The 17,845-nt window shown below is 69.8% G+C and carries 15 protein-coding genes and 2 pseudogenes; 12 read left to right on the top strand and 5 right to left on the bottom strand.

Going from position 1 to position 17,845, the window contains the following annotated elements:
• Positions 1–179: 179 nt before the first annotated feature.
• The 4 genes and pseudogenes from A6A27_RS08855 to A6A27_RS08840 form a co-directional block, all read left to right on the top strand.
• Positions 180–1,082, top strand: coding sequence for a phytanoyl-CoA dioxygenase family protein (locus A6A27_RS08855; RefSeq protein ID WP_073834053.1), 903 nt, complete (start codon positions 180–182; stop codon positions 1,080–1,082).
• 145 nt (positions 1,083–1,227) lie between these two features.
• Positions 1,228–1,974 carry a response regulator transcription factor gene (locus A6A27_RS08850; protein ID WP_073834052.1) on the top strand — a complete coding sequence of 249 codons (747 nt, stop codon included), beginning with the start codon at positions 1,228–1,230 and terminating at the stop codon, positions 1,972–1,974.
• Positions 1,971–3,707, top strand: a complete 1,737-nt coding sequence (locus tag A6A27_RS08845) for a HAMP domain-containing sensor histidine kinase (RefSeq protein WP_073834051.1) — start codon at positions 1,971–1,973, stop codon at positions 3,705–3,707. The genes A6A27_RS08850 and A6A27_RS08845 overlap by 4 nt, the downstream gene beginning before the upstream one ends.
• A gap of 124 nt (positions 3,708–3,831) precedes the next feature.
• Positions 3,832–4,344: pseudogene (locus tag A6A27_RS08840) on the top strand (NAD-dependent epimerase/dehydratase family protein); the annotation flags it as partial.
• A gap of 71 nt (positions 4,345–4,415) precedes the next feature.
• Here A6A27_RS08840 and A6A27_RS08835 read toward each other — a convergent pair.
• Positions 4,416–6,458 carry a zinc ribbon domain-containing protein gene (locus tag A6A27_RS08835; RefSeq protein WP_198940244.1) on the bottom strand — a complete coding sequence of 681 codons (2,043 nt, stop codon included), beginning with the start codon at positions 6,456–6,458 and terminating at the stop codon, positions 4,416–4,418.
• Between the two features lie 195 nt (positions 6,459–6,653).
• On the opposite strand from A6A27_RS08835, the gene A6A27_RS46790 reads away from it, so the two are divergent.
• A complete protein-coding gene (locus tag A6A27_RS46790; RefSeq protein ID WP_274534539.1) occupies positions 6,654–6,788 on the top strand; it encodes a hypothetical protein in 135 nt (44 codons plus the stop codon).
• Positions 6,789–6,883: 95 nt separating this feature from the next.
• Here A6A27_RS46790 and A6A27_RS08825 read toward each other — a convergent pair.
• Positions 6,884–8,482 (bottom strand): annotated as a pseudogene (locus tag A6A27_RS08825) (S8 family serine peptidase); the annotation flags it as partial.
• 707 nt (positions 8,483–9,189) lie between these two features.
• Positions 9,190–10,065, bottom strand: a complete 876-nt coding sequence (locus A6A27_RS08820; protein WP_073834048.1) for an oxidoreductase — start codon at positions 10,063–10,065, stop codon at positions 9,190–9,192.
• Between the two features lie 557 nt (positions 10,066–10,622).
• Between A6A27_RS08820 and A6A27_RS44205 the strand changes: the two genes are divergently transcribed.
• Entirely contained in the window at positions 10,623–11,201 is a 579-nt protein-coding gene (locus tag A6A27_RS44205) for a hypothetical protein (RefSeq protein WP_073834047.1), read from the top strand.
• A gap of 23 nt (positions 11,202–11,224) precedes the next feature.
• Here the strand turns inward: A6A27_RS44205 and A6A27_RS08810 are convergent, their stop codons facing one another.
• On the bottom strand, positions 11,225–12,325 hold the full coding sequence (locus tag A6A27_RS08810) for a winged helix DNA-binding domain-containing protein (RefSeq protein ID WP_143193947.1): 1,101 nt from the start codon (positions 12,323–12,325) through the stop codon (positions 11,225–11,227).
• A 345-nt stretch (positions 12,326–12,670) separates the two neighbouring features.
• Complete coding sequence (locus A6A27_RS08800) at positions 12,671–13,522, bottom strand: dihydrofolate reductase family protein (protein ID WP_241825165.1); 852 nt, start codon at positions 13,520–13,522, stop codon at positions 12,671–12,673.
• Positions 13,523–13,855: 333 nt separating this feature from the next.
• Here A6A27_RS08800 and A6A27_RS08795 point away from each other — a divergent pair, with 333 nt between their 5' ends.
• The 6 genes from A6A27_RS08795 to A6A27_RS08770 all read left to right on the top strand — a co-directional run bounded on the left by A6A27_RS08795 (position 13,856) and on the right by A6A27_RS08770 (position 17,782).
• Complete coding sequence (locus tag A6A27_RS08795) at positions 13,856–14,653, top strand: protein phosphatase 2C domain-containing protein (protein ID WP_143193946.1); 798 nt, start codon at positions 13,856–13,858, stop codon at positions 14,651–14,653.
• 150 nt (positions 14,654–14,803) lie between these two features.
• Complete coding sequence (locus tag A6A27_RS08790) at positions 14,804–15,178, top strand: MmcQ/YjbR family DNA-binding protein (RefSeq protein WP_073834044.1); 375 nt, start codon at positions 14,804–14,806, stop codon at positions 15,176–15,178.
• A gap of 151 nt (positions 15,179–15,329) precedes the next feature.
• Positions 15,330–15,791, top strand: coding sequence for an SRPBCC family protein (locus A6A27_RS08785; RefSeq protein ID WP_073834043.1), 462 nt, complete (start codon positions 15,330–15,332; stop codon positions 15,789–15,791).
• Complete coding sequence (locus tag A6A27_RS08780) at positions 15,788–16,138, top strand: ArsR/SmtB family transcription factor (protein WP_073834042.1); 351 nt, start codon at positions 15,788–15,790, stop codon at positions 16,136–16,138. Before A6A27_RS08785 ends, A6A27_RS08780 begins: the two co-directional genes overlap by 4 nt.
• Before the next feature lie 32 nt (positions 16,139–16,170).
• A complete protein-coding gene (locus A6A27_RS08775) occupies positions 16,171–16,614 on the top strand; it encodes an SRPBCC family protein (RefSeq protein WP_073834041.1) in 444 nt (147 codons plus the stop codon).
• Between the two features lie 154 nt (positions 16,615–16,768).
• Complete coding sequence (locus A6A27_RS08770) at positions 16,769–17,782, top strand: methyltransferase (protein WP_073834040.1); 1,014 nt, start codon at positions 16,769–16,771, stop codon at positions 17,780–17,782.
• Positions 17,783–17,845 lie beyond the last annotated feature (63 nt).

Here is a 17,845-nt window from a genome sequence, read left to right as displayed (position 1 = left end):
CGCTGCTGTCGGCGCACGATCAAGTTCAGTCGGGCGGCCGCTGCAGACGGATCGTTCCTCGGCGCGGACCGGTCGGCAAGGGGCGCACCCGTAACCCATGCGAATCGCACAGCTTCTTCACACCCGGCCGGTTAGCTCCTGATCACCACGACAGGAATCACGCCGATGGAGATCGCCGAATGTATGACTACGACGGCCGGACGGGCTACGAGCCGATCAGCGACGTCGACCGCAAGGAGTTCCACGAGCAGGGCTTTCTGCTGCTGCGCGGCGTGCTGACCGAGGAACACCGGGCGGCACTTGAGCAGGCGGTGGACCGGATCCACGGGCGGGCGACCGCCACCGGCAACACCGGCACGGACGGTTCCCTGCACCTGCTGGGTTTCCTCGAGCGCGACCACCTCTTCGGTGACCTGCTCACTCATCCCGTGACGTTTCCTTACGTGTGGGGGTTGCTCGGCTGGAACATCTATACGCATCACCACCATCTGGACGTGACGCCACCGGCGCGGGAGCCGGAGCGCCCGCACTGGGGGTGGCACCAGGACGGTTATCGGCAGAATTCCGACCCGGAGACGCTGGATCCGGCGGTGCCCCGGCCGATGTTCTCGCTCAAGGTGGCCTACGTGCTGTCCGACCTCACCGAGACCGGTCGCGGCGCCACGAAGATCATCCCCGGCAGCCAGGTGCGGAACAGCCTGCCTCGACCCGACGACGTGTCGGCGTACCACCCGGATCCCGCGGGCACGGTGGAGATCACCGCCGAGCCGGGCGACGCGTTCGTCTTCGACCGCCGGCTCTGGCACTCCCGATCGACGAACCGCTCCGCGATCACCCGCAAGATGCTCTTCGTCGGCTACACGTACCGCTGGATCCGGCCGCTCGACGACCTGCACGTCGACCGGGAGGGGCCGTGGTGGGCGGCCCGTACGCCGGTGCAACGCCAGTTGCTGGGCGAAGGGAAGCACACGGCCAACTACTGGGGCATCAACTGGGACGGGCACGTGGACGACGACATCCCGCTGCGCCAGGAACTCAAGCATCGCGGGCTGCTCGACCGGAGGATCCCCTGGCTCCGCTGAAGCCGCCGGCATGGCTACGCTCTGCGACGAGGACCGCGCGTCGGACCCCACGAACCACCCGGGGCATCGTCACCATCAGTGACGACGAGGTGGCCGGCTCGCGTGACGTGCCGGCCACCCCCGGGCCCGATCAGGATGGAGCGACATGGGCGGACGGATTCTGGTCGCCGAGGACGATCCCAAGCAGGCCAACCTGATTCAGCTCTACCTCGAGCGCGAGGGACACACCGTGCTGGTGGTCGGCGACGGGCGCAGCGCGCTCGACCAGGCCCGGAGCCGCCGTCCGGACCTGGTGGTCCTCGACGTGATGATGCCGGTCGTCGACGGACTCGACGTGTGCCGGATCCTGCGCACCGAATCGGACGTGGCCATCCTGTTGCTGACCGCCCGTACCACGGAGGACGACGTCCTGCTCGGCCTCGACATCGGCGCCGACGACTACATCACCAAGCCGTACAGCCCGCGTGAGCTCACCGCCCGGGTGCGGGCCCTGCTCCGGCGGGCCGGTGTCGTCACCGCGGGAACGCAGGCGGTGCTGCAGGTGGGCGACCTGGAGGTCGACCCGGGCCGATTCGAGGTACGGGTGGCGGGCCGGCCGGTCACGCTGACCGCCAAGGAGTTCGGCATACTCGAGGTGCTCGCCGGAGAGCCGGGACGAGCGTTCACCCGCACCCAGATCATCGATCGAGCGTTCGGCTTCGACCATTTCGTGCTGGAGCGTACGGTCGACGCGCACGTGATGAACCTTCGCCGCAAGATCGAGACCGATCCCGCGGCACCACGCTACGTGCAGACCGTCTTCGGCCGCGGCTACCGGCTCGCGGCTCCCCGGCCGGAGTCGGCCGATCTCAGCGGCTCGTCGGTTCGCCAGTCGGCGGCTCCCCGGCCGTGAGTTTCCGGCTGCGACTACTGCTGCTGGTCGTCCTCGTCGCGGTGACCGCGACCGTGGCGACCGCCTGGCTGACCCTGCGCCAGGCGTCCCAGCAGGTTCTCGACTCGGCGGCGGCCGACCAGACGCAGGTCGACCTGGTCACCGAACAGCTGACCCGGTACGGCCAGGAACACGGGACGTGGACCGGGGTGGTCGACCTGGTACGGGATCTGCGATCCAGGACCGGCCAGCGGATCCACGTGGTGACCGAGTCCGGTGAGGTGCTGGTCGACACCGACACCGAGGAAGGCCGCCTGGCCCGCCCGCTCGGCAGCAGCAGCGCCATCGTCGATCCCCGGCCGACCTTGCCGCTGACCGCCGCCGGCCCCGATGCCACGAAGACCACCGCCATGGCGATCGCCGAATACCGCCACACCGCCCGGTACGCGGCCTGCCTGACGGCCGGCGGAGTTCCGCTGGAACGCTCGTCCGGCTACCTCGGTCTGCCGCAGTTCGCGCCCGTGTCCTTGGGGCAACCGGACCTCAGAGAGATCATGGCGAACTGCGGCAGCGTCGCTGCCGCCGCTGACGACGCCGACGCGAGCAGGCAGGTGGAGGTCTGCCGCACGACCTCCGCGGCCAGGACCGAGAGCATCCCCGTGCCCGCTCCGCAACAGCGCCCGCCCTCCGATGCAGCGACCACCGAAGACCAGCTGCGCTGCCTCGCCGGCACGTTCACCGAGGGGATCCGTGACGTGACGCCCGTGCCGGTCCGGATCTATTTCGGTGCCCGTGGGGAGGCAGCGCGCCCGGTGGCGACCGGTCCGCTGCTCGCCGCCGCGGCCGGCGTGGCGCTCGTGGTCATCCTGGGCACCGGCGTGTTGAGCCATCGGGTGCTGCGTCCGATCCGGACCCTGACCACCGTGGCCCAGCACCTCGGCCGGGGTGACCTGAGCAGCCGGGTACCGGTGCAGGGTAACGACGAGCTGGCCAACCTCGGCCGCTCGTTCAACCGGATGGCCGACTCACTGCAACGCGGTGAGGAACGACAACGGCGGCTTGTCGCCGACGTGGCTCACGAACTACGCACCCCGCTGGCCAACCTGCGCGGCTACCTCGAAGCGCTCGCCGACGGGGTGATCGCCCCCGACCCGGAACTCTTCGCCTCCCTGCACGAGGAGGCCGTGCTCCAGCAACGGATCGTCGACGATCTGCAGGACCTGGCGCTCGCCGAGGCGGGGAGACTCACCTACCACCGGGTGGCGGTCGACGTCGCCGAACTCCTGGAGACCTGCCGGACCACGCACCGGGCACGAGCCGAGGCCGCCGGGGTGACCCTGAGCGTCCACGTCGCACCGGCCACCCAGCCGGCCGCCTCGGACGCGGCGGCCGGGCCGCCGGCGGTGAACGCCGACCCGGACCGGCTGCGGCAGGTCCTCGGCAACCTGATCACGAACGCGGTGCGGGCGACCGCGTCCGGCGGCAGCATCTCCCTGCACGCCAGCCGGACCGACGCGGTCGCCGTGATCCGGGTCGCCGACACCGGCACCGGCATCGAACCCTCGGCGCTGCCGCACATCTTCGACCGGTTCTGGCGGGCCGACCCGGCCCGCGGGCGGCACACCGGTGGCGGCGGGCTCGGACTCGCGATCGCCCGGCAGATTGTCACCGACCACGCCGGCACCATCACGGTCGCCAGCCAGGTCGACGTCGGCACCACCTTCACCATCACCCTGCCCACCATCGCCCGATGACGTCGGGGCGGGTGCCGGCGTCCAGGCAGTCACCGAGGCACACCGCCACGCCATCCGCCACCGCCCCACCGCTCGCGCCGCACCCTCGTTCGCGGCAGGGCCCACCGCAGGAAAGGATGTGACCATGACCGATTCCGTTCTCGAAGCCGCACTCCCCGGGCGCGTTGTCGTCACCGGGGCCAGCGGCAAACTCGGTCGCGCCGTGGTCGCGCACCTGCGCGCCGTGGGCGAGGACGTGCTGGCCGTGGACCGCGCCGCCGGCCGCGACCCCCGCGAGGTCGACGGCGAATTCCTCCTCGTCGACCTCACCGACTACGGGCAGGTGGTGGAGGCTTTCACCGGCGGCGCCGACGAGCACGCCGGCAGGGTCGACGCCGTCGTGCACCTGGCAGCGGTGCCGGCCCCCGGGCTGCTGCCCAACGCGGCCACCTTCGCGAACAACTCCGCCGCGACGTACAACGTCTTCGCCGCGGCCCGGGCGGCAGGGATCAAGCGGGTGGTGTGGGCGTCGAGCGAGACCGTGCTCGGGCTGCCGTTCGACACCCCGCCGCCGTACGCGCCGCTCGACGAGGAGTATCCGCCGCGCCCGGAGTCGACCTACTCGCTGAATAAAGCGCTCGAGGAGGAGATGGCGCAGCACTTCTGCCGGTGGGACCCCGAGTTGGTCATGGTGGGCCTGCGGTTCTCCAACGTCATGGACGTCGAGGACTACGCGCAGTTCCCGTCCTTCGACGCCGATCCGGTCATGAGCAGATCCAGTGCCAGCGTCACTGATCGGCTTAGCGATCCTGAGTCGGATGGGGTTTCCGGGATCGTTTCCCACCGTGGTGGGGTCGCGTGGGCGTGCAGGTGGAATCCTGCGCCCAAGGCGGCTCCTCGTGGCCGGTGGCCGGCGGTGGTGGGTGTGCTGATCGTGTTCACGCCCTGGTGTCGGTGGGCTGCGCGGGGCAGCCTGAGCCGGTCCGTTGGTGCGTGTCCCTCCGGACGCTTGCCCGCCAGGCTGTGGGGCCGGGTGGGGGAGGGTGCCCCGCGTCGCCTGGGCGCGGGGCGTGAAGCGTGGGGCCGGGTGGGGCCGGTCTTCGACCGGTCCCTCCGGCTGGTATTGGAGCTTGGGGTGACGACGGCGTTGGCTTCAAGCTCGTCGACAACCGAGCGGATCACCATGGCGCCGGTGGACTTGTCGGTGACGGTCTTGGTCTGATGGGTGAGTCCGCGGGCGGCGATGCGCCGCCAGGCGCCGTGGTCGCGGTCGCCCTGCCAGCGGCAGGACTGGTTGGGGCAGATGGCCCACTTCCAGCCGGCCACGGTCGGCTGGTCGGGGGCTCTACGGTGCTGTAGGGGGGTCAAACACTGCGGGCAGTGCTTGGAGGTGTTGCGGGCGGGGACGGTGACCACGGCGATCCCGTGCTCGGCGGCGAGGTGCCGCATCCGGTCGCTGATCTTTCCGCGGACCTGCTGGGTCAGGCGCGTGTTCAGGCTGTACCCCAGGCCCTTGGTTTCCATCGACCGCAGGTCTTCCAGATAGATCGCCGTCGCCCGGGCGGCGATCGCTTGGTCGACCGTCCAGCGGGCGACGGCCCACGCGAGCGCATCGTTGAGGTTGGAGCGGCGGGCGGACACGTGGCGGATCTCGCCGGCCAGCACCTCCTGTTTCGCTCTCAACTGCTCGTCAGGGCGGCCACCGAGCAGCCGCGCGTACTGCTCGGCCTTCGCATGCAGCCGCTCACTGTGACGGCGCAGGCGGTGCTGCTTGGCGAGGACGCCGGCGGCCCGGAACTGTCCACCCGCCCCCAACGCCGTGATCCGCCCATCCTCTTCCAGGCGCAGGGCACCCGCGCTGAGGAGCGTGTTGAGACCCCAATCCACGCCAACCGCTACCGTGTGGCCGGTGGCCCGGGCCTTCGGCACGGCGTGCGTGTACGCCATGTCGGCACGCACTGTCCCGTCGATGATGCGGAGGGTGGGCAGGTGCAGCACTGCCGCGGCGGGAACCGTGGACGGCAGCCGGATCGGACAGGCCACCCAAGTCCAGTCCCGATACGTCTGCGGATCCGGACGTGTGGGCAACTGCAGCCGCAGCAGCGCCTTCGCCGGGTCGGTGTCGCTGCGCTCGATGATGGCCTGCTGCCGATCACACGCGGCCAGCAACAACATCCGCGGAATCCGCGGGACACCTTCGAGTTCGAACACGTCCACCGGCAGCCGCCCGTTGACCTTGACGAACGTGACGACCTGCCGGGTCCGGCCCTTGATGACGTTCGACGGCAGATGCTCCCCACCCGGGATCGCCTTGCGCACCTGCTCCCACTCGGCAGGGGTGCGCTTGCGCGGATCGGCCGGCCACGTCGACAGGACCCCGGTAGTCACATCGGCACGCCACGCCGCCGAACGCAGAGCACGCCCCGCCTGCTCCTGCGCCATCCGCACGATCCGGTCATTGACCCTCATACCCCCAGGCGGGGTGGCGGTCCAGCCCAGGCGTCGCAGCGCCATCCACGCGTTCGACGGCAACCGCCGCCCGCCTGCGTCCTGCCCGCTGGCCAGCACCTGCACATCCGCCGTGTTCCGGTGCTCGCCGACCAGGACGGCCACCATGCCCGCCACCAGATCGGCACACCAACCAACCCGCTGCGCCAGCACCGCCGCAGACAGCACCTCGCCGGATTCCTCATCCACCCCCGCGCGCAGCAGAGCACGGGCACACGCAGTCCGGGCCATCTCGCCCTCGGCCAGCCGCAGCTTCCCGCTCACCAACTCAACGACCCAACACCGATCCACAAAAACCGGCCCTCACGGCCGACCCACGCCACCGGAACCCACCCCGAGCCAACCCAACGGTGATGCGTCACGGAACGCCGACGCGCTCCGCAGCCTTTGAGAGCCGAAGACGTTCCACACAGGCCAATCTATGATCACAGACAATTCATAATCAAATTTGTCAGCCTGATGGCCGAGGTCTACCCGGGTGTGGAGGTCCGCAAGGAACTCGGCGAGCATGAGACCCTGCTCGGCATCGACAAGGCACGGCAGGTCCTCGGCTACGAGCCTCAACACTCATGGCGCAACCACGTGGACCGCTGACCGGTACCCGCGCCGCCGGGAGGTGGCCGGGCAACCCGTCCAAGCAGTGGCGGTCCGGGGCCGGAGCCGCGGACCGCCACCGTTTGGGACGAGTGCTAGTTGAACTGGAAGTTCGCCGAGTGGGTGGTGCCGTCGATCAGCGTGACCTCAAGGCGTCCACACGTCTTCGCCAGCGACTTGTCGGTCTTCCAGACGTACTGGTACTGCTTGGTGACCGGGTCGTAGGTCAGCGTGCTCGCGCCCGCCGTGACGGTCTGCTGGACCACCTCCTGCGCGGCCGAGGTGTTGCACGTCGTGGCGTGCAGCTCGGGGAAGCCCGACGCGAGAACGGCGAGACCCTGATCGCCACCGAGACCGAACTTGACCGGGACGGCGCTGCCGGCCTTCACGACGTTGACCTTGTCGGCGCTGACCGGCGCCCCGAAGGGCTGCCAGTCGTAGACGACCTGGTAGGTGACGCTGACCGGGGCGGCCTTGTTGCCGGCACGGTCCCGACCGCCGGAGCAGGTCGCGGTGAAGTACCCGACGCTCGGTCCGCCGGTGACGGACAGGGCGGCGGGCGCAGCGACCCCGCTGTCGCTGTCGGTGGTCGAGCAGGCCGGAGTGACCGTGGTGCCGAGGGTGATCTGCTCACCCTGGCTGACCCCGGTGACCGTGACGGTGGGCGGCGTGACGTCCTCGTCCTCGGTGACCGCCTTGTAGGCGTTGACCAGGCCGTACCCGAAGAAGCCGTTGACCTTCGGGTTGTTCGGGTCGACCTTGCACCGGCCCTGCGTGTAGTCGGTGCCCGAGGTGGGGCAGGCGAGCGGAATGGCCTGCTTGCGCAGCAACTCGGCGATGTAGTCGGGGGTAGCGCCGGGGTGCTTGGAGACCAGCAGCGCAGCGACGCCGGCCACGTGCGGCGAGGCCATCGAGGTGCCGGACAGCGTGCGGTAGCTGGCCACCCCGGTCGAGGGTGAGGTGGAGTAGATGCTCGACCCGGGCGCGGCCACGTCCACGCCCCCGAGCCCGAAGCTGGAGAACGACGAGCGCGCCGGCTGCGTGGTCAGGCCGGGGTACCAGGGTCCAACCGCGTTCGCCGGCACGGTGGGCTGGGTGGTCGACGACACCGACACCACGTTGGGCAGCTCCGCCGGCAGGTCGAGGCAGCTCGGGTCGAGGGTGCGCCGGATCGGGGTGGTGTCGTCCGGGCTGGTGGTGTCGACTGTCTTGTTGGCGAGGTCCTGGTTCTCGTTGCCTGCCGCGGCGACGTTGAGGATGCCGCGGTCGGTGGTGTAGTTCACGGCACGGCGGACCGCCTCGACGACCGGAGCCTGGTCGGCCTGGCTCTCACACCAGTACAGCCACGGGTCGATGTAGTAGCTGTTGTTCGTGACCTGGATGTCGTGCTCGGCCGCCCAGATGAAACCGCAGATCGCGTACTCCGGGTAGATGAAGCCGGAGGAGTTGACGACCTTGATGGCGGCCAGCTTCACGCCGGGCGCGACGCCGACGATGCCGACGTTGTTCTTCGCCGAGGCGATCGTTCCGGCCACGTGCGTTCCGTGGTAGTCGGCGGTGAGGCTGGTGGGCCGCCACGCGCCCGGGGTGGTGTCCGGGGCGCCGGTGCCGACACAGTTCACCGACTTCGACTGATCCACCACCGGGGCGAGGTCCTGGTGGTTGGCGTCGATCCCGTCGTCGAGAACGCCGACGGTGACGGTCGAGCTGCCGAGGTTGACCTCGTGGGCCGCACGTGCACCGATAAGGACCATGTCGCTCTGCCGGGTCGCGTTCTCCAGGGCGTCCGGCACGTAGGCGTCGACTTCCTCCGTGTCCTCCGCCATGGCGGGCAGGGCGGCGGTCCGGGTGGCGCCCGCGGAGAGGACGGCGCCGCCGTGCGCGACCGCCTTCACCTTCTGGGCGAACGCAGGATCGGTGGAGCGGGCGATGACCACGCCGATCTGCGTGTACGAGACCATCACCTGGCCGCCGGCCTCGGTGACCGCTGCGGCGGCATCCGTCGTCTGCGCCTTGCCGACGGCGTTGACGACATAGCTGAGGCTGGGACCTTCGGCTGCCGCCGCGCTCGGCGCGAGGAGGACCGCACCGAGCGCCGCAAGGACGCTGGTCGCTGTGCTGACGATGAGGTCATGTCTGCCCAACCTGGAATTCATTCGGGCCTTCCGAAAAGAGGGTGAGGGGGTCACCCGATCTTGGATTGAGTGATGATATGGCGAACAATTCTCAGCACGCACTCGGCTGGATGGTTGATGGCCGTGGCCAGGTGAAACGCCTATGGCCTTCGGTTAATCGGCCAGCCCTCCGGTCTGATATACCGGCATTCGGCCCTGCTGGTTTCATCCGCTTCGCACGCTGGTCGACCAGTTCGGCGACCTCGGCGAGGTCGACCGGCGTGGCGCTACTCGAGGCTGGCCAGTTCGTCGGCGGACAGGCGAAGCGCCCCGGCGGCCACGTTCTCGACCAGGTGATCCGGGTTGCCCGTTCCCGGGATGGCCAACACGTGCGGCCCGCGACTCAGCGTCCAGGCGATCCGGACCTGGGCGGGCGTGGCGGCGTGTGCACGTGCGATGGCGAGGACCGAGCCGTTGTTGGCGACACCGCCGGCCTCCCGTCCGTCACCGGCGACCGCGTAGAACGGCACGAACGCGATGCCCTGCTCGCCACACGCGCGAAGGGTTTTGTCGCTGGTGCGATTGTCGATGCCGTACGCGTTCTGCACACACACGACGGGGGCGATCGCCTGGGCCTGAGCGAGATGCTGCGGGCGGACATTGGAGATGCCCAGATGCCGGATCAGGCCGGCGTCGCGCAGCTCGGCGAGCGCGCCGAAATGCTCGGCGATCGAGTCGAGGCCGTGCTGGCGCAGGTTCACCACGTCCAGGTGGTCGCGGCCGAGCTGGCGCAGGTTCTCCTCGACCTGCCCACGTAGCTGATCCGGCCGGGCCAGGGGCAGCCAATCGCCCGACGGATCCCGGCCGGGGCCGACCTTCGTGGTGACGACCAGATCGTCGGGGTACGGCGCCAGCGCCCGGTTGATCAGCTCATTGGCCGAGCGCAGCGAGGAGAAGTAGAACGCCGCGGTGTCGATGTGGTTCACCCCCAACTCGACCGCCCGGCGCAGCACACCGATGACCCGGTCGCGGTCGCTTGGCGTGCCGAGGTTGAAGGCGGCGCTGCCCGTCAGTCGCATCGCGCCGAAGCCGATCCGGTTGACGGTCAAGTCGCCGAGCGTCCACGTACCCGCCGCAGCCGCGGTGATCTTTTCAGTAGGCATCGGACGAACATAGCCATGGCCCCTGACCTGCGCATTCGGTCGTGTGCCCGATGGTGCCACGCCAAGATCCCTGTTAGATTTCTTATCGTCAGGGAGCACTGCGACGGTGTCCCGGCGGCCCGGACAGCTACTGGCCGGCCCGACGAGGGCCCGGCTTGGCCAGCCGCGCGCAGGGGGCATCCCGTGCCGATCCGCGCGGCGAGGTCGTCCCGCAGCCCCCGCCGCAGGGGCGGTGATCGACTCCGTGTGCGGTGCGTGGGGGTGTCGCGGGTTCCGGATACCGCCTCGTGCGGTACCCGGAGTGGATCTGCGCGGGTTGCCGGCCCAGATGCGCGGCCGCCAGGCTCAGGCTGGACAGGGTAGGGCTGGAGGTGCGCAGCGCCGCCGACGGCGGGCCACCTACCGGCAGGTAGGCCGATGCCGGCGCCCCACAGTCCCAGGCATCAAATAGAGTGTGGCTAATGGAACAAACCGTCGCGGGTGCGGCCAGGCGTGCGCCAGAACGTGGCCGCCACCGGGCTCAGAGTTCAGCCCCGTCCGGCCGGCACCGCAGGCGTTTGCCCACCTACTTCTGGCTGGTGTTGATCGGCGTCCTCGGCGGCGGCCTGCTGTTCACCTTCCTGCCCGGCTCGTCCGGCACCGACCCGAGCCAGCAGGCCATCGCTCCGGGCCCGGCGATCGGCCTGCCACAGGAGACCTTCCCGATCGAACTGACCGAACAGCGACCGACTCCGACGGCGGCAGCGCCTCCAACGGACGAACCCGAGGCGTCGACATCACCGTCTCCGACGCCCACACCGACCCTCTCCCCGACACCTACCCCCACTCCCACCGCATCGTCGCCGCCCAGCCAGTCGCCGACCCCTGGAGCCACGGCCCGGCCGGAGTTGCTCGGCCCTGGCAATGACGGCGAACTGGCGAACATGGTGCAACGCTATTGCGACCGGCACGTCTCAGGGTCCGGCTCAGCCAGTGCACGGTCAGACGGCCGGTGGGAATGCCGCCGGTTTCTGGCGTCACCGCGGATCGTCAACATGGACACCGCCTGCCGCGACCGATACGGAGCGGACGCGTACGCGCAGAACTCGACCAGCGACGCGTACGGCTGGAACTGCTACCGCATCCAGTCCGGGTGACCCCAGCCTGCCCGGTTCGATGATCACTCGATGAAGTCGACCTTGGCCAGTTGGACCTGCCGGTGCGCCGCCAACCGGTCGGCCTGCTCCGCTATCGCCGCCCGGGTGCGGGTCGGCACGCTCGACCACAGTTGCACCTGCACGGTCAGCTTCTTCCCGGACTGGCGCGGGCGCCAGGTGCCAGCGATCTCGCTGTCAGCAACCACCGCACCGGGCCGGCCGAGCACCGGCCAGAGGGCCTTGGCCCGGGCCGGGGCTTCGACCAGCAGCGGACGGTCCTTTGCCTGCAGGAACAGGTCGAACGGCCCGAGCAGCCGGACGAGCTGCGGCTGCGGCGCATCGAGCCGGTCGGCGTCGCTGGAGAGCACCCACCGGGTCTCGCCGGCGACGGACACCTCGACGCTGTCGGACGGCCAGTGGGCCTTGACGTCCTTGACTGGTGCGTCAAGGTAGTCGGCGACGTGCTTCGGGGTGGCCGGGCCGAGCAGCCGCAGGTAGGCGCGGATCAGGTCAAACCTCGGTGGAACGCGATGCGCCGGCCGGTGGCCGGGGATGGGTTGCAGCACCGGCGGAGAGGTGCCGGCCTGCAGTTCCAGGCCGGCGCGCAGCGCCGCGAGCCGGAACGGCATCTCGTAGAGGTGCGTGGCGTTGCACGGTCGGCAGAACCGCAGGTAGGGGGAGTCCATCTGACCGGCCACCACGGCGGAAACCTCGCCCTTCACCAGCGGCGTGGTCACCACTGACCGCATGACGGCCGCGATGACGTCCAGCGCGGCGAGGTTGCCGATGCCGGCCGCCTTCAACGGCTTGGCCGCGTCGTAGATGCGCTTGCCGGCGTCCGCATCGGAAAACGGTTCGACCGCGGCGGCGACCTGCGGCACGTCCTCGCGACGGTACAGGTGCGGGGCGCCGCGCACAGTCCAGAGCGTGGCCAGGTCGCGCTCGCGGAGCGCCGAGCCGTCAGGGCCGCGGTTGCGCAGGGCCCACAATCCGCCGTCCGGCCCGGTGTCCTGCACACCGATGTCGAGCACGGCGGTGTCGGCCAACGCGCCGGCTGGGCAGTCCAACTGCTGGGCGCGCACCCGAAACCCAAGCACCTGGAGGCGATCAATCGAAGCCACCACGGACGCCAGCCTACGACCCGCCACCGACATGGTGGGCGGAATGACGGGCGGGGCGAGACCACGGCCAGCCGGATCAGGGACGGTGTGAACGCCCAGCGGCCTGCGCTCAGAGGGCGAATCCTTGGACGGGGTGTCGGGAGCCGTCGGGGAGGAGGATGTGTGCGGAGTTGGCGGCCCAGCCGATGGCGGCCGTCCACGCCTGTCGGGCCGGTCCGTGACCGCGGAGGTTGACCTGGGAGCCGGTGCCGAACACGACCGATCTCTGGAACGGGCGGTGGGCTACTTGCTTTCGCTGTCGTACTTCGACCTGCCAGCCGGTGCAGTCGGCGTCGCTGTCATCGATGATCAGGTGACGCACGCCGTCGGCGTCGCTGGCGAAGTGGTATGTCGGCAGTGGGTGTGCGGGCCAGTCCACCCGGCGAGTCTGGCGTATCTGCTGTGGTGGGCAGCTGCGGGGTCCGTTGTCGCATGCGACCACTGCCGTGCGATCTGCCGGCCGCTGGCCGGTGCGATCCGCCGACGCGAATGATGTGAATGCCAGTGCCCCAGGTCGCCGTCACCCTGGAGCACCGGCACTGATCGCAGCCGGAGGGTCAGGCTGCCTGGCGTACGCGGTAGGCGAGGTGGGTGACGCCGTTGCCCCCGACGACACGCGTGGGCCCATCCAGCTGGACGGGGGTGATCTTTCAGGCCGGCGAAGAAGGGGATGCCGTCGCCGAGCAGGACCGGGACGAGGTCGACATGGACCTCGTCGAGCAGGCCGGCCTCGAGGACCTGCGCCGCGATGGTGCCGCCGTTGACGCCGACCTCCTTGCTGCCGGCGATGGCCTTGGCCTTGTCGATCGCGTGCTCGATGCCGTCGGTGACGAACACGAACGAGTCGCTCTCCCGCTCCCACCCGTCGGGGACGGTGTGCGTGACGACGACCACGGGTACGTCCATCGGGTGCCGCCCGCCCCAGCCGTGGGTCATGTCGAACAGCCGCCGCCCGACCACCAGCGCACCCGTCCTCTCGGTCAGGTCGCGCAGGTGCTTCGCGCTCGCCGCCGAGGTGCGCATCGTCATGCCGGGTGTGGCCGTCGGCGTCTCGACGTCGCCGTTGTTGTACCACTGGAAGAGGTACTCGAACCCACCGTGCGACGCGTCGGCGATGTAGCCGTCCAACGACATGGTCGCCCCGGTCGTAACCTTCGTCATCGATCCGCTCCTTGGTCTTCGCCAGCCTGCCCGTAACCGGGCCTGTCCTTCACCCACGGGTCGATCCTGGCGACGCCAGTTCGACATCCCCCAAGGAAATTTCGTGCCGCACGGCTCGAAGAGGAGATTCGCCCAGCGTGGGGTCAGGTGCCGAAGCGACGCCACGCGTCGTCGACCACGGCGCTGACACTGACGCCGGCGGTGACGAGGCCAATGGGGGGTGAGCGGGGCCCACCCGGTTCAGCGACGCACGCTGCGGCAGAGGTGTACGCCCAAGCGCATCGGCGGTTGTTAAAGTCGACGCCTCGATCGGCGGGAGGGCTGCGGCACGGCATGCGGGTGACGATGACGAGCGCCGCGGCAGGGACCGGCCAGGCAAACGAGGACTTCGTCGGCGCCGTACCGACGGCAGTTGTGTTGATCGACGGGGCCGGTGGCTTCTCCGGCAGCGAATCGGTCTGCCGGCACGGCGTGGCCTGGTACGCCAGCCGACTGGGCGGCATTCTCCTCAGCCTCTTGTCGCTTGTGCCGGACCGCAACCTTTCGGCGCTGCTCGCCGAGGCCATCGAGCAGGTGACGGATGATCACCGGCACACCTGCGACGTCGCCGATCCCATCAGTCCGTCGGCGACCGTAGCCATCCTGCGCCGGTCCGAGGGCCTCATCGAGCACCTGGTGCTCGGTGACTCGGTCCTCGTGCTCGACCGAGCAGACGGTGCACCGCTCGTCGTCTCCGATCCCCGGGAGGTGGTCATCAGCCGGTCGTACCAGTCCGCGCTCGCGGCCGTCGCCGAGGGTAGCGAGGAGTACCACCGGCTCCTCCGCGACCTGCGCGCCAACCGGAACCGGCCGGGTGGTTTCTGGGTGGCCAAGGACGACCCGCGGGCGGTGGACGAGGCGATCACCGGAAGTTGTCCGATCTCCGAGCTGGCCGGTGCCGTCCTGCTCAGCAATGGGGCCAGCCGCATCGTGGACCGGTTCGGGCTCACCGACTGGCCAGGGGTCATGGCCGTCCTGGCATCGGGCGGACCCGCCGAGATCATCCATCGTGTGCGGCAGGCGGAGGCGCGCCACGCGGTGGTGCCGGACGACGCGACGATCGCACACTGCACCGACCTCGCCGAGGACTGACCGTCGCCAGGCCCGCCCGGCCGCCTGGCCTGGTAGGACCACAGTGGCAGGTGCCGCTGTCGCCACCAGCGGGTCGTCTCGCAGGCGAGGCGGAGCCGTCGGGTGGTTAAGCTGTACGAATGCGGAGGGCGGTCTGCTGGAGCGACCTTGATGGCTGACGCCGACGATGTCCGTCAGCTGGCGCTGGCGCTGCCGCACGTGGTCGAGATCGACAGTGAAGGTTTCGATTTCCGGGTCGCCGGCAAGGGATTCGTCTGGTCCTACCCAGAGCGCAGACCTGGTATGTCGCGCCTCATCCGGACCGACATCGCGGTGCTGTACGTCGGCGACGAGGCGGAGAAGCAGGCGTTACTCCTCGGCGAGCCCGGGGTTTTCTTCACCACGCCCGCATATGACGGGGTGCCCCTGGTCATGTTGCGGCTGGCGCAGGTGAGCGTCGATCGCCTGAAGGAACTCGTCACCGACGCGTGGCGCATGCGTGCCCCGGACTCGCTCGTCGGTGACCTTGACGGCACCGACTCGTGAGCCCAGATCTGAGCAGAGCCGATCAGTAGGTCGATGTAGCCCCGGTTGCCACCGGGGGAGCCTTCACCTCCCGTCAGAAGCGCAACCGATGGTTGCGAAATGATGACCTCCCGGCTAACCTGATGTGCAACCAAACGTTGCAGGAGGGGTCATGGAGTTCGGAACGATCGAGCGCGAGATCTACGTCGAGGCGTCGCCCGAGATCGTCTTCGAGGTGGTGAGCAGTCCCGACCACCTCAAGGAGTGGTGGCCGGACGACGCCCGGTACGAGCCGACGCCCGGGTCGACGGGCGAGATCGTCTTCGGCGACCCCGCCGCCGGCGGGGCAGCGGTGCCGTTCACCGTCGTCGACGCGCGACCGCCGCGGACGTTCTCGTTCCGATGGACGCACCCTGCCGACGAGGTCGCGGCTGAGGGCAACTCGCTGCTGGTCACCTTCGAGCTGACCCCGTCAGGCGGCGGGACGCTGCTCAAGATGACCGAGACCGGCTTCCGCGAGATGGGCTGGGAGATCGCCGTCCTCGAGCAGCAGTACCAGGAGCACGTCACCGGCTGGGACTTCTATCTGCCACGGCTGGCGCCGTACGTCGCGACGCTGCGGGTGCGGCCGTGAGCGCCGCGGTGGCGGAGAAGGTCGACGACGACCTCTGGTCCGCGATCGGGGACCCGACCCGGCGCCGGATGCTCGACCTGCTGCTCATCGAGGGCGACGGCACCGCGACCACACTGAGTCAGCAGCTGCCGGTCACCCGTCAGGCGGTGGCCAAGCACCTCGGCATCCTCGACCGGGTCGGCCTGGTCCGGGCGACGCCGGCGGGCCGGGAGAAGCGCTACCGGGTGGACGACGTCCAACTCGCCCACGCGGTGGCCCAGCTCGCATCCGTCGGCTCGGCGTGGGACGCCCGGCTGCAGCGGATCAAGCGGATCGCCGAGGCGATCCAGCGCACCCGACAGGACTGACAACGAGACTGACGAGAGTAAGGAGAGTCGAGATGGTGGACATTCTGCACCGGGTCGGGGTCAAGACCCCGACGCCGGAAAAGGTGTACGACGCGCTGACGACCGTCGAGGGCCTCGCCGGCTGGTGGACCGACGACACGAAAGGCAGTGGCGACCTCGGGGGCGTCCTCGAGTTCCGGTTCCAGGTCGGTGGCTTCGACATGGAGGTCGTCGAGCTACGGCCGTCGGAGCGGGTGGCCTGGCGGGTGGTCGACGGCCCCGAAGAGTGGATCGGGACCACGATCGACTGGGACCTCCGCCAGGACGGCGACTACACGATCGTGCTGTTCAAGCACCAGGGCTGGCAGGAGCCGGTGGAGTTCATGCACCACTGCAGCACCAAATGGGGCTCGTTCCTGCTGAGCCTGAAGTCGCTGGTGGAGACCGGCGAGGGTGCACCGGCGCCGCGGGATGTGCAGATCAGCGACTGGCACTGAGCCGGCGGGCGGTCAGCCCTGTGCGGCGACGCGGCGAGGTCCCGCCGGCGCCGGCGGTTCCGGAGTAACCCAGCTCGGGTGCCGGAGATAGCGTTTCGGGAGGGTGATGTTGTCCGACTGGGCGAGCCAGGCAACCGACGAGCAAGGAGGCGCCATGGCGGAGGAGGCGACCGGGTGGGGCGGGGGACTGTGGGCAGCTGCTGACCTGGTCACCCCGATGGCCATCCGCGTGGCGGCGACGTTGCGGTTGGCCGACCACATCGCCGCTGGCACGCGGACGACCGACGCGCTGGCCGCGGCGGTGGACGTTGACCGGGACGCGCTGGGACGGCTGTTGCGCCATCTGGTGACCGCCGGTGTGCTGTCTCGTGCCGGGACCGGCACCTACCGCCTGACGGCACTGGGTGAGCAACTCCGTGACGATGATCCAGAAGGCGTGCGACCCTGGCTCGACCTGGAGGGTGCCGTCGGGCGCGCCGATCTGTGCTTTGTCGAGCTCCTCCACACCGTGCGTACCGGCGAGCCCGCGTTTCCGCGTCAGTTCGGCCGCTCGTTCTGGGACGACCTGTCGGCCGACCCCCGGCTGGGAGAGTCGTTTGACGCGCTGATGGGAGCCCGGCTGGTGGCGGACGCGCCCGCGGTAGCTGCTGCCTACCCGTGGAGCACACTTGGTCACGTCATCGACGTGGGTGGCGGCAACGCCAGCTTGCTGATCGCCATCCTTCGCGCCCATCCCGACCTGCTCGGGACGGTGATCGACCTGGCCGGCCCGGTGGCCCGCGCCGAACAAGCCATCACCTCAGCCGGCCTGGGCCCCCGGGCCGGCACCCAGGTCGGCAGCTTCTTCGATGCCCTTCCCGCCGGTGCGGGCGGCTACCTGCTCTCGGGTGTCCTGCACGACTGGGATGACGAGGACGCCGCCCGCATCCTGCAACGGTGCGCCGACGCAGCCGCCGAGACGGCAAAGGTATTCGTCGTCGACCACATCGGCGATGCCCAGGGCGACGCCTCGGACACCGAGGGAGACCTGCGCATGCTCTGCTACGTCCGCGGCCGGGAACGCACCCTCGACCAGTTGGGCGAGCTGGCCAGGTCAGCCGGCCTCCAGGTCAGCTCGGTCCGGCCAGCCGGTTCACGCTCGATCATCGAGTTACACCCGTCTCACTGAGCCATCCGCGTGCCGGCACGGCCCGTCGGTCAGGGTTGACGCCCAACGCCGTGGCTGCATGCG

It is taken from the genome of Micromonospora sp. CB01531 (assembly GCF_001905095.1).
Taxonomy (GTDB): Bacteria; Actinomycetota; Actinomycetes; order Mycobacteriales; family Micromonosporaceae; genus Micromonospora.
Note: the sequence above shows the minus strand (reverse complement) of the source record. Positions and strands in the feature narration are given on the sequence as shown.

Excerpts from the sequence above, each read along its gene's own strand:
- A6A27_RS08855 (WP_073834053.1), top strand. The coding sequence starts at position 180 with ATGTATGACTACGACGGCCGGACGGGCTACGAGCCGATCAGCGACGTC.
- A6A27_RS08850 (WP_073834052.1), top strand. The coding sequence starts at position 1,228 with ATGGGCGGACGGATTCTGGTCGCCGAGGACGATCCCAAGCAGGCCAAC.
- A6A27_RS46790 (WP_274534539.1), top strand. The coding sequence starts at position 6,654 with ATGGCCGAGGTCTACCCGGGTGTGGAGGTCCGCAAGGAACTCGGCGAG.
- A6A27_RS08820 (WP_073834048.1), bottom strand. The coding sequence starts at position 10,065 with ATGCCTACTGAAAAGATCACCGCGGCTGCGGCGGGTACGTGGACGCTC.
- A6A27_RS08800 (WP_241825165.1), bottom strand. The coding sequence starts at position 13,522 with ATGACGAAGGTTACGACCGGGGCGACCATGTCGTTGGACGGCTACATC.
- A6A27_RS08795 (WP_143193946.1), top strand. The coding sequence starts at position 13,856 with ATGCGGGTGACGATGACGAGCGCCGCGGCAGGGACCGGCCAGGCAAAC.
- A6A27_RS08790 (WP_073834044.1), top strand. The coding sequence starts at position 14,804 with ATGGCTGACGCCGACGATGTCCGTCAGCTGGCGCTGGCGCTGCCGCAC.
- A6A27_RS08785 (WP_073834043.1), top strand. The coding sequence starts at position 15,330 with ATGGAGTTCGGAACGATCGAGCGCGAGATCTACGTCGAGGCGTCGCCC.
- A6A27_RS08775 (WP_073834041.1), top strand. The coding sequence starts at position 16,171 with ATGGTGGACATTCTGCACCGGGTCGGGGTCAAGACCCCGACGCCGGAA.
- A6A27_RS08770 (WP_073834040.1), top strand. The coding sequence starts at position 16,769 with ATGGCGGAGGAGGCGACCGGGTGGGGCGGGGGACTGTGGGCAGCTGCT.